Genomic DNA, 12,906 nt, shown 5'->3' with positions numbered 1-12,906 from the left:
CAATAAAAAAAGCCTCCCTCATAGGAGGAAGGCTGATTCAGGATTTATTTCATGTCTTTCAGTTTTAGAGCGGCTTCTTCTGCGAAGTAGGTCCAGATGCCGTCAGCGCCGGCGCGGCGGCAGCTCATCAGTGATTCAATAATCACGCTGTCCGACAGCCAGCCATTTTGAATGGCGCCAGCCAGCATGGCATATTCACCGCTGACCTGATACACAAAAGTCGGAATGCCGAAGTTATCTTTCACTTCACGCACAATATCTAAATACGGCATGCCCGGCTTCACAATCACCATGTCTGCGCCTTCCTGAATATCCAGCGCAATTTCATGCAGCGCTTCTGCGCGGTTGCCGATATCCATTTGGTAATTGTATTTATTGCCGCCTTTAAGGTTGCCGGATGAACCCACCGCATCGCGGAACGGGCCGTAGAAGCTGGATGCATACTTGGCTGAGTAAGCCATGATATTGGTATAGATATGGCCATTGGCTTCTAAAGCCTGACGGATAGCGCCGATGCGGCCATCCATCATGTCGCTTGGCGCCACCACATCCGCGCCTGCTTCAGCATGGCTCAGCGCCTGCTTAATCAGGCATTCAACGGTTTCATCATTCAGCACATAGCCGGTGTCATCAATGATGCCGTCTTGGCCGTGCGTGGTATAAGGGTCAAGTGCGCCATCGGTAATCAGCACCATTTCCGGCAATTCTTTTTTCAGCAGGCGCACGGTATTTTGCACCAAGCCATTTTCATGCCAAGCCGCTTCTGCGTTGAGGCTTTTGTCTTCTTGCGGCGTTACAGGAAACAGCGCTAATTTAGATACGCTCAGTTCAAGCAGGCTTTCTGCTTTTTTCAGCAGCAGATCTGCAGATAAGCGCTGCACATTCGGCATGCTCGGAATGTCTTGTGTTTGATTTTGCCCTGGCAGCACAAATACTGGGTATATGAGATGATCTGCCGTCAGCTGGGTTTCACGAACCATAGCGCGAAGCTGGTCATTTTTACGGATGCGGCGCATGCGGGTGGCGGGAAATGCTGGACGATTGAACGTATAGGTCATAACAATCTCAATGATCAGTATTAAACTTTCAGGTATTGTAGCCCTAGATTCGCCTTTTGGGTGAAATGTAATAGATTTTTGTTTTAGGAATTCGAGCAGATGACAGGCAGTATGGAAACCGGAAGTACGGAAAAAAGTTGGACAGGCAATATCGGATCCGGCCCGGATATTGATATTAATGCAATCTTGGAAAAAATCTGTCAGGCATTTAACAGTTCTCCATTTTTCCTGCACAACCGGATGCAAATGCGGGTTGTCGATGGTCAAGTCGAAGCCCATGTTGAAATGGAAGAAAATTTGATCGGCAATGTGGCTTTTCAGATTCTGCATGGCGGTGTGGCGGCAACGCTGCTGGACAGCATCGGCGGCATTTCAGGCATGGCGGAGCTGTACCGCAAGTCTGCGCCGGAGGATTTGGCGGAAACCAGCAAAAAAGTATCGCGTTTGGCGACGGTTGATATGCGGGTCGATTATCTGGCGCCAGGCCGCGGCAAGCACTTTATTGCGCGCGCTGAAACTTTGCGTTTAGGCCGCAAAGGCTGCACCATGCGCATGACCATGGTGAACGATGAAGGCAAGGCGATTGCAACGGCGATTGCCTCCTACGCATATTAATTTTTTGACAGCTTAAGTTAAGCTAAATGAATAATAATTAAGTATAATTTACAGCATTTAATGAAAATTGAGTGCTGTGCCCATAAAAAAGACTGGCCAGTTACATTTTATTTTCTCAAAAGATGATTATCTCACTATAAAATGCGTCAAATTTAAAAAGAAATGACTTTCTCAACGACACCATTGAGGACAAAAATGTCCGATTTCTTGCTGGAAGCAAGGATGATGCCGGCTGACCAAGTCTGTTGGATTTAGGAAAAATCAATGACAGATGCTCAAAACACACTGCCAGATGCCGACGCGGCGGTTCAGCCCAATGATCAGGAACTCAAGGCCAAGCGCAAGAAAGGCTTAGGATTTGTCGCGCTGATCCTGATTATAGCCGCGGTTTTATATCTGATTTGGAAACTGTTTTTTAATCATACTGTTTCAACGGATAATGCCTATGTGGGCGCAGAAACCGCATCTGTTACCTCTATGGTGACCGGGCAGGTTGCAGAAGTGCTGGTCAGCGACACCAAGCAGGTGAAAAAAGGCGATGTGCTGGTGCGCATTGACCCGCGCGATGCTGAAATTGCCTTGGCGCAGGCTCAAGCGGAATTGCGTAAAGCGCAGCGTCAGTACAAGCAGACTGCAGCCAACAGCAGCTCTTTGAATTCTCAAATCTATGTCAGTGATGATGCCATTCATAGCGCCGAAGCTCAGGCGGTCAAGGCGCAAGCGGATTTAAGCAAAGCGCAGGATGAACTCAGCCGCCGTCAGCAATTGGCAGCATCCGGCGCGATTTCCAAAGAAGAATTGAGCACAGCGCAAAGCGCGGTGAATACAGCAAAAGCCAGTCTTGATGTTGCGCAAGCGGGCGTGGCGCAAGCGAAATCCAGCCAAAAAGCCGCGCAAAGCAACAAAGCGGCCAATGATGCTTTAATTCAAGACAGCACTGAAAACTCAACGCCGGATGTATTGGTGGCGCAGGCCAGACTGAAACAGGCCGAGCTGGATTTAGAACGCACCGTGGTGAGAGCGCCGTTTGATGGCGTAGTGACCAGCCGTAAAATTCAGGTCGGGCAGCGTGTTGCGCCAGGCAGCGTCATGCTGATGGTGGTGCCTTTGGCTCATCTGTATGTGGATGCCAACTTTAAAGAAAGCCAGCTGGAAAAAGTCCGTCCGGGCCAAAAAGTCACGTTAACTTCTGATCTGTATGGCGACTCTGTGGAGTACAGCGGCACCGTCATCGGCTTTTCGGGCGGTACAGGCTCAGCCTTTGCCTTGATTCCAGCGCAAAATGCCACAGGCAACTGGATTAAAGTGGTGCAGCGTTTGCCGGTGCGCATCAAGCTCGATCCGAAAGAATTGGCAGCGCATCCCTTGCGAGTGGGCCTGTCTATGGAAGCGAATATCGACCTGAACTCGAAGTAATCGCCTATGAATAGCAATAGCTTTGTTCCTTATGGCGATCTGAAAGGCGGGCGCTTGATGCTGGCCGCCTTTGTGCTGGCGCTGGCCAACTTTATGGTCGTGCTGGACATGACCATTGCCAACGTTTCAATCACCCATATTACCGGAAGCCTGGCTGTCTCCAGTTCGCAAGGCACGTGGGTGATTACCTCCTATGCCGTGGCGGAAGCGATCTGCGTGCCGCTGACTGGCTGGCTGGCCGGACGTTTTGGCGGAGTGAGGGTTTTTACCTTAAGCCTGATGGGCTTTACCATTTTTTCTGTGCTATGCGGGCTATCCACCAGTTTGGAAATGCTGGTGTTTTGCCGGATTGGACAAGGCCTGTTTGGCGGCCCGATTATGCCGCTCAGCCAAATGCTGCTGCTGCGGATTTTCCCGCCAGAGAAACAGTCGCAGGCGATGGGCATGTGGGCGATGACCACGGTGGTTGGGCCAATTCTAGGCCCGATTTTGGGCGGCTCAATCAGTGACAATCTGTCTTGGCACTGGATCTTCTTTATCAATATTCCAGTCGGCATTATCTGCGCGATGGCGGCGGCCCGCCTGCTGAAGCCGGCAGAAACTGAAACGGCTAAGCTGAAGATTGATATGGGCGGCTTAATCCTGCTGGTGCTGTGGATTGGCGCTTTGCAGCTGATGCTGGATTTAGGCCATGAACGCGACTGGTTCAATAACCCCTTTATTGTGGTCTTGGCGCTGACGTCATTAATTGGCCTGGTGATTTTTACCATCTGGGAGCTGACCGAACGGCACCCCGTGGTGAATATTCAAATCTTCAAATATAAGAGCTTTACCATCTCGGTGCTGGCGCTGGCCATGGGCTTTGGCGCCTTTTTCGGCAGCATTGTGCTGATTCCGCAATGGCTGCAGATCAATTTGGGCTATACTTCGACCTGGGCTGGCTATTTGACGGCAACCATGGGATTCGGCAGCCTGACCATGTCGCCTTTGGTGGCGAAGCTGGCGACCAAATATGATCAGCGCGCTTTGGCCAGTTTTGGCCTGAGCATGCTGGGCGGGGTGACCTTGCTGCGCGCATTCTGGACCACGGATGCGGACTTTTTTGCACTGGCTTTGCCGCAAATGCTGCAGGGCTTTGCTGTACCGTTTTTCTTTATTCCGCTGTCGAATATGGCGATGGCATCGGTGCATCCTCATGAAATGGCGTCTGCCGCCGGCCTCATGAACTTTTTAAGAACCATGGCAGGCGCAATCGGCGCATCCATTGCGGTGACCATTTGGGATGATCATGCCAAGCTGTCGCGCAGTGAAATGGCGGGAACCCTGCACACCGAAGATACGCAAGCGGCCTTAATGCAGCAGGGCCTGAGTTCAGAAAGCGCATTGGGCTATATTTCCAGCTTAGTGGATAAAGAAGCGCTGACACTGTCTGCCAATCATGTGTTTTTGATTCTCTCGCTGGTATTTATGACGGCTGCTTTGATGATCTGGCTGTGCCCGCGGCCTAAAGTGGTTGAAGGCGGCGGCCATGCGCATTGAGCTGAAAACATTGAATAAAAAACCGCTTTAAGAAGCGGTTTTTTATTGTGCAGCAGGGGGGAGCCAGTATCAGCCGGATTGAAATACCGCAATCAGAGGTCTGATTTGGCGCGTTTCAGCGCAGATCGCCATTGATTTAAATGGTATTCACGTTCATCGGCATTCATTTTCGGTTCAAAGGCCCGTTCCAGCTGCCAAGACTGGCCGATCTCATCTAGATTGGAAAATACGCCTGCTTTTAAGCCAGCCATGGCAGCAGCGCCCCATGCGGTCGATTCCAGCAGTTTTGGACGCAGGACAGGCACATTCAGAATATCCGCCTGAAACTGCATCAGCATGTCATTGGCGCAGGCGCCGCCATCGACACGCAGCTCTTTCAGCGGCTTGGAAATATCGGACTGCATCGCGGTCAGCACATCGGAGACTTGAAAGGCGATGGATTCTAATGCCGCCCGGGCAATATGCGCCTTGCCTGTACCGCGCGACATGCCGCAGAGCAAAGCGCGCGCTTCACTGTCCCAATGCGGCGCGCCCAGGCCTGTAAAGGCAGGCACTAAAACCACGCCATCTGTTGACGGCACTTGGCGGGCCAGCTTTTCGACGTCGCTGCTTTTTTGAATAATGCCGAGGCCATCACGCAGCCACTGCACAATGGCGCCAGCCATAAACACGCTGCCTTCCAGCGCATAGGTGGTTTGGCCTTGCGCTTGCCAAGCGAGAGTCGAAAGCAGTTTATTTTGGCTGAACTGCACATCATGGCCTGTGTTGAACAGCATGAAGCAGCCAGTGCCGTAAGTATTTTTTGCTGTGCCGGCTTCAAAGCAGGATTGCCCAAACAGCGCAGACTGCTGGTCGCCTAAAATGCCGGTAATCGGGATATTTGCGCCGAGCAGTCCTTCCGCCGTATCGGCGACATAACTGTCAGAGCTGATGATTTTCGGCAGTACAGCGGCGGGAATGTTAAAAAGCTCCAGCAGTTCTTCATCCCATTGCTGGGTTTTTAAGTTCATCAGCATGGTGCGTGACGCATTGCTGGCCTCTATCACATGCTCTGCGCCTTGGGTTAAATTCCAGATCAGCCAGCTGTCGATGGTGCCAAAGGCCGCATGGCCTTGTTCCGCCAAGGTGCGCAGGCCATTCACATGTTCCAGCAGCCAGACCAGCTTTCCGGCGCTGAAATAAGGGTCTATCCTTAAACCGGTTTTTTGATGGATGCGCTCATGCAGATTTTGCTGCACCAGCTGATTACACCAGTCCGCCGCGCGGCGGTCTTGCCAAATGATGGCTGGCGCCAGCGGCTTTCCGCTGCGTTTATCCCACACCACCGTGGTTTCACGCTGGTTAGTTAATCCAATGGCTTTGATGTCTTTGGCGAGAATGCGCGCCGTAGCTAAAGCTTGCTGCACAACGGCAATTTGCGAACTCCAAATTTCCTGAGCGTCCTGTTCGACCCAGCCGGAATGTGGGGTTTGAATATGGGTCTCGCGCTGAGCTGTTGCCTGAACTTGTCCATGTTCATTGAAGATGATCGCACGGCTGGAGGTGGTTCCCTGATCGAGTGCAAGTAAATAGCTCATATATTTTTTCTTTTGAGGTCTTGAAAAGTAAAATATTAGCGCAATTATGTAATTAAGCGCATATCAATGTGTAATTGTTTCTAAATTGCATCGCAATTTTTTGCAGTTATGCTATGATGGCTCTCACTTTGGGGGTGTTTCTGGCTTCGACGCTGGTGATGAAACTCATAGATGCATGTCGAGAGCGCATTTTCTCTCGTAAATCAAATTTGCAATTTCATAGTCGCAAACGACGAAACTTACGCTCTAGCTGCCTAAGGGCAGCTTGTCCGCATCCCTGAATACTTGTGGTTAGGGGTCCCGACTGAAGCGAACGCACACAAGTCCGTATAAGATCAAGCCTTGGGGTCTCGTACTAAATCTTAAAGGATCGCGATTTGTACCCTGTTCGTCGGGTCACAAAGAGCTAAATCAATAGACGATATCTAAGCATGTAGTATTCTCGAGCGTAATGCTGGCGGACGCGGGTTCAACTCCCGCCACCTCCACCAAAATTCAATATATAAATCAGCCACTTGTAAAAGTGGCTTTTTTATTGCCATATCTTCCATAAAACCGCATCACATTTTAAGCCATTCAAAAAAACGCTTTATGCGCCTACGTTAAGTTTTACCATCTTCAAAATTGAGCTAATCAATTCCATGCATGGCACAGGACTTTATACATTTACCGTTTTAGGCGAAGTTCATTCCTGCATTGCCGCTTAAACTCAGAGAAGTTCGGCGCGCTGCAATATTGAAACCGCTGTGCCGCAAAACCGATAAAAAGAAGAACGAAGAACGCCGGTAAAACAAAAACTTCATACAGATTAAATTTTCAGCATCCTATACTCTAAAAATCTACTGCAGAGGATCATTATTTTTATGAAATATTACAGCAATAAACAATCCCGCGGAAACACGCTGCTGCCGCTGTTCAAAGAGCTGGGCATTGAACAGGACATCGAAATGATTGAAGTGGATTATGCCAAAATCCATGATGCAGAATATCTCAGCATCAACCCCATGGGCAAAGTGCCGTGTCTGGTGGATGGCCCTGCGGTAATTAGCGAAACGGCGGCGATTTATGCCTACTTGGCCGATAAATATCATGAAAAAGGATTGGCGCCCGCTTTGGATGATCCGATGCGCGGTGAATATTTGAAATGGCTGTTTTTCTGCCATGGCCCGATGACTGAATATATGGATGTGCAATATCTGCAGGTTGCAGAAGCGCAAATTGAAAAATGCCGTTCTGCGCTCAGCATGGGTAATGAAGCGGCTGTCTTTGCATTTTTAAAACAGGGCATGAAGCAGGCCAATCCTTATTTGACCGGTGAAAAATTCACTGCAGCGGATTTGTATTTGGCCTATTGGATCGCCTATGCCGTGCAATTTAAAATTCTGCCGTATTTGGATGAGTTTGATGGCTTTATTCAGCGGGTGAAAAAAAGGGATTCTGTTCAAGATATTGAGTGGCTGCAAAAGCTTTAAGCCTTCATCAATCTGCTATATATCAATGAAGATGGATGGAGTGAATATCCAGGAAAATCAGGTAAAAAAAGACCACGCATAGTGCGTGGCCAGGCCTCTGAATCATTCAGAAATTTTAATTCTTCTGCAGCGGCGGCATTACTTCACGTGAAGTTTAGCAAACAGCTGCTGGCTGACTTGATCTAAAGTCTGCGGAATGGCCAGCGCTGCCACAAAGCGGTCAGGGCGCAGCACCACAACCGATTCAGCGGTTTTGCCAAACCACGTGCGGATATCCGTGCCAATGTCGCCAATGGTGATCACGCCTTCAGGCTGCTTGCGGTTGGCATTTTGGAACTGCACCGCTGGAATCACTTGGATGAATTTAACACCCAGCTTTTGCCATTGTTGGATTGTTGCATCCGACAGGCCCCACTGCGGGTCTACGCCCCAAGCAATCAGCGCAAAGTCATTGCCGATGACGTCGTCCAGCAAGGCCGTTTCACCCGTAGCCAATTTCACTTCCGGCTGAATGAACATTTTGCCGATAGGAGAATCTTTTGAGCTATTCGCCAACAGCGCGCCGTCATTGTATTTCGGCATCGGCTTAAAGCGCATTTCCAGCAAATACTGTTTAATCGGCTTGATGTAGTTCAAGGCATAAGCAATTCCGTCACGGACAAAACCTTGCCATTTCTTCGGCGGCGCAAGCACGGTGCCGGCCATCACAGACAGGTCAATCATGGCTTTCGCATGGTCTTTACGTTCAACTTGGTAAGAGTCCAGCAGTTCTGAGCCGGCTTTGCCTTGAACCACTAATGCGACTTTCCATGCCAAGTTGAACGCATCACGCATGCCGCTATTATAACCCTGACCTTGCCATACCGGCATGATGTGGGCGGCATCGCCGGCAAGCAGAATGCGGTCGACACGGAATTTGTCGGCAATGCGCGCATTGTGGGTATAGACACGCTGGCGGATCACATCAATGCCGTCAGTGGTTGGCATCACTTTGGACAGCAGCTTTGCAATATTTTCTGGTTTGCTGAGTTCTTCTTGAGTTTCACCCGGCATCACCATGAATTCGAAACGGCGGATACCGTGCGGCAGCGCAGCCGATACATATGGGCGCACAGGGTCGCAGCAAAGGTAAATATGCGGCGTGGCCAGCGGGTCATTGTCAATATCAATGACAATCCATTGGTTCGGCGCTGTTTTGCCGTCAAAGGCAATGTTCAACGTGCGGCGCACAATTGAGTTGCCGCCATCGCAGGCAATCAGGTACTGCGCTTTTACAGTTTCCTGCTGGCCATCTTTATTGCTAAGGCTCAGTGTTACTCCGGAAGCATCTTGATGGAATTCAGTTAATTGGAGTGAGAACAATACTTCAGTTTTATCGTATTGTTTTAAACCTTGCAGCAGGACATTGTCGACTTGCGGCTGAATAAATGCGTTGCGGCGGGAAAAGCCGAATTCGCGGGTTAAGGGCTGAATGTCTGCAAAGCAGCGGCCTTTAGGCGTTAAAAAACGCATGGCATGGTTGGGTGTCGTATGCGGCAATACTTGATTCACCAAGCCCAAAGACTGGATGGTGCGCAATGACTCGTCATCAATGCCGATTGCACGCGGGTAATCAATCAAACTGTCCAGCTGTTCAATGACAGTGACTTGTACACCTTGCTTGCTTAAGTAGTTGGCAAGGGTTAAGCCGACAGGGCCAGCACCTAAAATCGCCACTTCAGCTGTAAAATTTGCTTTATTGCTCATGTGCAAACATCCAATTCTTTCGCATTGAGCGTATTTAAGGGCTAAATTCGCCTATACAGCAAGTTATGCCTAAGTCGGTGGAATAGGTGGATCGTATGCTGAACTGAATTTTCAGTTTTTTTATCTTATTGATATTTATTATTATATTTTGTCGATGTTCATAGTCACAGATGATTTATCTATCATTTTAAACTATCAATTGCCGTGCGTTGCAGATAAAAAACCGGATAGCCAAGCAAGGCTACCCGGTTCGGACTCTGCCGTGGTCCGCTCAGGCTAAACGCCATGATGCAGGTCATCGCGGAGCAGCTTTAGTCTGAGGGTTTCAGCTGCGATTTTGAAACTTTCATTGAAAATGTCATTGAAACGGCTGAACGGCAGCGTGCAGATTATTGCGCAGATGGAGCTGCAGCAGAGGCTTCAGTTTCTGCTTGAGCTTCAGGTGCTGGCTGAGCAGCAGTTGCATTCGCCGCAGCTTCTTCAGTACCCGCAGCCGGCTGTGCTTGCGTGCTGGCAACTGTTTCTTCTTGTACTGGCTGAGTGTCTTGTGCGGCAAAAGTTGTTGCAGCAGCGGCAGCTAAAGTTGAAGCAAGTAAAATTTGAGTTAATTTCATTTTGGCATCCTTAAATGTGTGCAATTTATGAGACATTTTTATCAGCTGAGCAATCTCTCAAGCGCTCTAAACGCCTTAAACAGATTTGCTCACTGTGTCATCATGATTTTGAGTTCATGTGATTTAGTTAGAGATTCAAGCAAATCATCACTCTCTGCTTGAATAGAAACTCATGCTAAAAGCCGAAGCATCCGCAAGCAATCTTTGCAGCAAAAGCCTATAGGATGAGTTACAGAAGCGCTGCAATCATTCAAGATTTGTTGATTTATGTGATTAATACTCTAAAATCGGCCGCTAAAATGTGTGCAAACATTTCAATATCCGGCTTTAACAGACGGTGCTGTAACAGTCTGATTACATAATGAAGAAAGTAAGTATAAGAAATGCGGAAAATAGCGCAAAGCAAATGTAAAATTTCATTTCAAATTGACTGAAATATGAAGATCTTGTGTCAATTAAGTCAATAAATCAGCGCTGAATGCTGCCCGTATGCTTCAGCCGGAGGCAGGCGCTGTGCAGAAACTTGCCAGCATGGGCTGATCCCGCTGTACAATCCTGTTATTCCGTCCATTTTCAGCAGGTGTTCTTTTGAAGCTCGTGACAGCATCTCAGGCTATTCCCGTTCATATTATTTCCGGTTTTTTAGGCGCAGGGAAAACCACGTTGCTCAAGCAGCTGCTGAGCCAAAAACCTGAAAATGAAGTTTGGGCCGTGCTGATGAATGAGTTTGGACAGATTGGCGTGGATCAGCAGCTGCTGCCGCAGGATCAAGGTTATGCCGTGAAGGAGCTGCTGGGCGGATGCTTGTGCTGCAGCAGTCAAATGCCGATGCAGATTGCCTTGTCGCGCCTGCTTTCAGAAAATCAGCCTGACCGCTTGTTCATTGAGCCGACCGGCTTGGGCCATCCGGCGCAGCTTTTGGAGCAGCTGACCGAACCGCATTGGCAGCCGCATTTAAACATGCGCGCGCTGGTGACCGTTGTGGATGGCTCACGGCTGCATGATCGGGAATGGAGCCAGCAAAATCTGTATGCAGATCAGCTCAAGGCGGCGCAAATTGTTGCTGTTTCACATGCGGATCAAATGCGTGATGCAGATGAGCAGGCGCTTCAGGCCTTGCAGGCAGAATATCAGCCTTATCAGCAAACTTGGCTGAAAACTGCAATGGGTGAACTGGCATTATCCGATATTGATGCGCCTTATACCGGCACGGCCAGGAAAATTCAGCCTTTGCTTAGGATCCAGCAGCAGCTGAGCGCAGGCGAGGCCATGCCCGAAATCAAACAGCTGCCGTATCATTATGTCGAAACTGCGCAGGGCTATAGTGTGGCCGGCTGGAAAATGCCGAAGCGCTGGAGTTTTGATTTCCTTGATTTGATGGACTTGCTGTGTGAGCAAAAGGACTGGCTGCGCATTAAGGGAATTTTTCAGACCAATCAGGGCTGGAAAAGCTTTAATTTCAATCCTGAGCAATTTAATTATCAGAGCGCAGCGGAAAGTATTGATAATCGTTTGGAAATCATTTATCAGCAGGAACGCTCTTGGCTGGAGTTTGAGAGTTTGCTGATGAACTGCCGCGTGGATCAAGAGCAAAAGTAATCCTCAATTGAGGGGGCGCTGAAGCTATAGCTTTCTTATTGATACACACTATCAATAGTGAGTTGGACATCTATTCTTATTTCATCTGAATAATTTTCTACTTTAGCGTTTAATGAGGCCGCATAAAATCGTGGAACATTGTTTAAATAGTAAGCGTGAAACATGATTAATCTATAAAAAATTGTGAAATTTATTAATAAATTAATATGATCTCGTATAACGTGTATTATATTAATTTTAGAGAAAGTGAAATTTACACAGTAAAATTAATAATAAACATTGTAATTCATATATTATTCTTATAAATTTAATTAAAACATTGATAAATATCTAAAATGACTGAAATAAATAGTTTAAAACTTGCTGTATTAATAGATGCAGATAATGCTCAAGCCTCTGTATGTGAAAACTTATTAAAAGAGATAGCACGCTTTGGTACAGCTCATATTAAGCGGATCTATGGTGATTGGACTCAACCAAATTTAAAATCTTGGAAAGAAGAACTACATAGACATGCAATTCAACCAATTCAACAATTTAGCTATACATCAAAAAAGAACTCTACAGACTCAGCGCTCATTATCGATGCAATGGATTTACTTCATCAGAGTCACCTAGATGGATTCTGCTTAATTTCTTCAGATAGTGATTTTACCAGACTAGCAACACGAATTAGGGAAAATGGTTTGGTCGTCTATGGTTTTGGTGAAAAAAAGACTCCAAATGCATTTATTGTTGCATGTGATCAATTCATTTTTGTTGAAAATTTAACACCAAAATTAGAAGAAGTTACTGCACCAGAAGTAAATGGTAAAACTTCTCCAAAGACAAATAAAAAAATTGAATTATCAAAAGATAAAAATTTAAAAGATGCATTAAAAGTTGCCATTAATGCTGTATCAAAAGATTCAGATTGGGCTCCTTTATCTGGAGTAGGAGGATATATGGTGAAGAATGATCCTTCATTTGACGCTCGTAGTTACGGTTATGAAAAATTAGGTGCTTTAGTAGAGAATCTAAATTATATCGAAGTCGATAAGCGTAAGCCTCATAATGAATCTCACATATATCATATGTACATTCGTTTTAAGTAACCTAATTATCCCTCGCCATTTAACATAATGGCGATTATACGAAATCCCTATGTTAGAACCCATTTAAAGTGTCTATATTCTCACCAATAAAAATGTCTAGTTTATGATGGTTTTTATCACCATGGACTGGATATAAAATATAGATGCTGATCACTATGTCTGACAAAGAAATTCAA

Annotated in this window: 10 protein-coding genes and 1 other RNA gene; 7 read left to right on the top strand and 4 right to left on the bottom strand. The window is 47.4% G+C overall.

The window, feature by feature from the left end; genetic code table 11:
• Window positions 1-44 precede the first annotated feature (44 nt).
• Complete coding sequence (gene hemB / locus ACE3T3_RS13360; RefSeq protein WP_374667715.1) at window positions 45-1,058, bottom strand: porphobilinogen synthase; 1,014 nt, start codon at window positions 1,056-1,058, stop codon at window positions 45-47.
• 99 nt (window positions 1,059-1,157) lie between these two features.
• On the opposite strand from hemB, the gene ACE3T3_RS13355 reads away from it, so the two are divergent.
• The 3 genes from ACE3T3_RS13355 to ACE3T3_RS13345 all read left to right on the top strand — a co-directional run bounded on the left by ACE3T3_RS13355 (window position 1,158) and on the right by ACE3T3_RS13345 (window position 4,628).
• A complete protein-coding gene (locus tag ACE3T3_RS13355) occupies window positions 1,158-1,673 on the top strand; it encodes a thioesterase family protein (RefSeq protein WP_374667713.1) in 516 nt (171 codons plus the stop codon).
• Window positions 1,674-1,937: 264 nt separating this feature from the next.
• Window positions 1,938-3,089 (top strand): HlyD family efflux transporter periplasmic adaptor subunit, encoded by a 1,152-nt coding sequence (locus tag ACE3T3_RS13350; protein WP_374667711.1) that lies wholly within the window; start codon window positions 1,938-1,940, stop codon window positions 3,087-3,089.
• A gap of 6 nt (window positions 3,090-3,095) precedes the next feature.
• Window positions 3,096-4,628, top strand: coding sequence for a DHA2 family efflux MFS transporter permease subunit (locus ACE3T3_RS13345; RefSeq protein WP_374667709.1), 1,533 nt, complete (start codon window positions 3,096-3,098; stop codon window positions 4,626-4,628).
• A gap of 92 nt (window positions 4,629-4,720) precedes the next feature.
• Here ACE3T3_RS13345 and glpK read toward each other — a convergent pair whose 3' ends face one another.
• A complete protein-coding gene (glpK, locus tag ACE3T3_RS13340) occupies window positions 4,721-6,205 on the bottom strand; it encodes a glycerol kinase GlpK (protein ID WP_374667707.1) in 1,485 nt (494 codons plus the stop codon).
• 130 nt (window positions 6,206-6,335) lie between these two features.
• On the opposite strand from glpK, the gene ssrA reads away from it, so the two are divergent.
• Window positions 6,336-6,696, top strand: a transfer-messenger RNA (tmRNA) gene (gene ssrA / locus ACE3T3_RS13335).
• Window positions 6,697-7,068: 372 nt separating this feature from the next.
• Window positions 7,069-7,677, top strand: a complete 609-nt coding sequence (locus ACE3T3_RS13330; protein ID WP_374667705.1) for a glutathione S-transferase family protein — start codon at window positions 7,069-7,071, stop codon at window positions 7,675-7,677.
• A gap of 138 nt (window positions 7,678-7,815) precedes the next feature.
• On the opposite strand, the gene ACE3T3_RS13325 is transcribed toward ACE3T3_RS13330, so the two are convergent.
• Both ACE3T3_RS13325 and ACE3T3_RS13320 read right to left on the bottom strand, forming a co-directional pair.
• Window positions 7,816-9,423 (bottom strand): bifunctional 3-(3-hydroxy-phenyl)propionate/3-hydroxycinnamic acid hydroxylase, encoded by a 1,608-nt coding sequence (locus tag ACE3T3_RS13325; RefSeq protein WP_374667703.1) that lies wholly within the window; start codon window positions 9,421-9,423, stop codon window positions 7,816-7,818.
• 389 nt (window positions 9,424-9,812) lie between these two features.
• Entirely contained in the window at window positions 9,813-10,037 is a 225-nt protein-coding gene (locus ACE3T3_RS13320; protein ID WP_374667701.1) for a hypothetical protein, read from the bottom strand.
• Window positions 10,038-10,625: 588 nt separating this feature from the next.
• Between ACE3T3_RS13320 and ACE3T3_RS13315 the strand changes: the two genes are divergently transcribed.
• A complete protein-coding gene (locus ACE3T3_RS13315; RefSeq protein WP_374667699.1) occupies window positions 10,626-11,636 on the top strand; it encodes a GTP-binding protein in 1,011 nt (336 codons plus the stop codon).
• A gap of 335 nt (window positions 11,637-11,971) precedes the next feature.
• Complete coding sequence (locus ACE3T3_RS13310) at window positions 11,972-12,730, top strand: NYN domain-containing protein (protein WP_374667697.1); 759 nt, start codon at window positions 11,972-11,974, stop codon at window positions 12,728-12,730.
• Window positions 12,731-12,906 lie beyond the last annotated feature (176 nt).

Origin of the sequence: Acinetobacter sp., assembly GCF_041919735.1 — a bacterium.
Classification (GTDB): Bacteria; Pseudomonadota; Gammaproteobacteria; order Pseudomonadales; family Moraxellaceae; genus Acinetobacter.
The sequence above is the reverse complement of the archived record's forward strand: the minus strand, read 5'-3'. Positions and strand labels throughout refer to the sequence as shown.

What these genes read in the sequence shown, in the direction of transcription:
- hemB (WP_374667715.1), bottom strand. Translation starts at nt 1,058, where the DNA reads ATGACCTATACGTTCAATCGTCCAGCATTTCCCGCCACCCGCATGCGC.
- ACE3T3_RS13350 (WP_374667711.1), top strand. Translation starts at nt 1,938, where the DNA reads ATGACAGATGCTCAAAACACACTGCCAGATGCCGACGCGGCGGTTCAG.
- ACE3T3_RS13355 (WP_374667713.1), top strand. Translation starts at nt 1,158, where the DNA reads ATGACAGGCAGTATGGAAACCGGAAGTACGGAAAAAAGTTGGACAGGC.
- ACE3T3_RS13325 (WP_374667703.1), bottom strand. Translation starts at nt 9,423, where the DNA reads ATGAGCAATAAAGCAAATTTTACAGCTGAAGTGGCGATTTTAGGTGCT.
- ACE3T3_RS13345 (WP_374667709.1), top strand. Translation starts at nt 3,096, where the DNA reads ATGAATAGCAATAGCTTTGTTCCTTATGGCGATCTGAAAGGCGGGCGC.
- ACE3T3_RS13310 (WP_374667697.1), top strand. Translation starts at nt 11,972, where the DNA reads ATGACTGAAATAAATAGTTTAAAACTTGCTGTATTAATAGATGCAGAT.
- ACE3T3_RS13320 (WP_374667701.1), bottom strand. Translation starts at nt 10,037, where the DNA reads ATGAAATTAACTCAAATTTTACTTGCTTCAACTTTAGCTGCCGCTGCT.
- ACE3T3_RS13330 (WP_374667705.1), top strand. Translation starts at nt 7,069, where the DNA reads ATGAAATATTACAGCAATAAACAATCCCGCGGAAACACGCTGCTGCCG.
- glpK (WP_374667707.1), bottom strand. Translation starts at nt 6,205, where the DNA reads ATGAGCTATTTACTTGCACTCGATCAGGGAACCACCTCCAGCCGTGCG.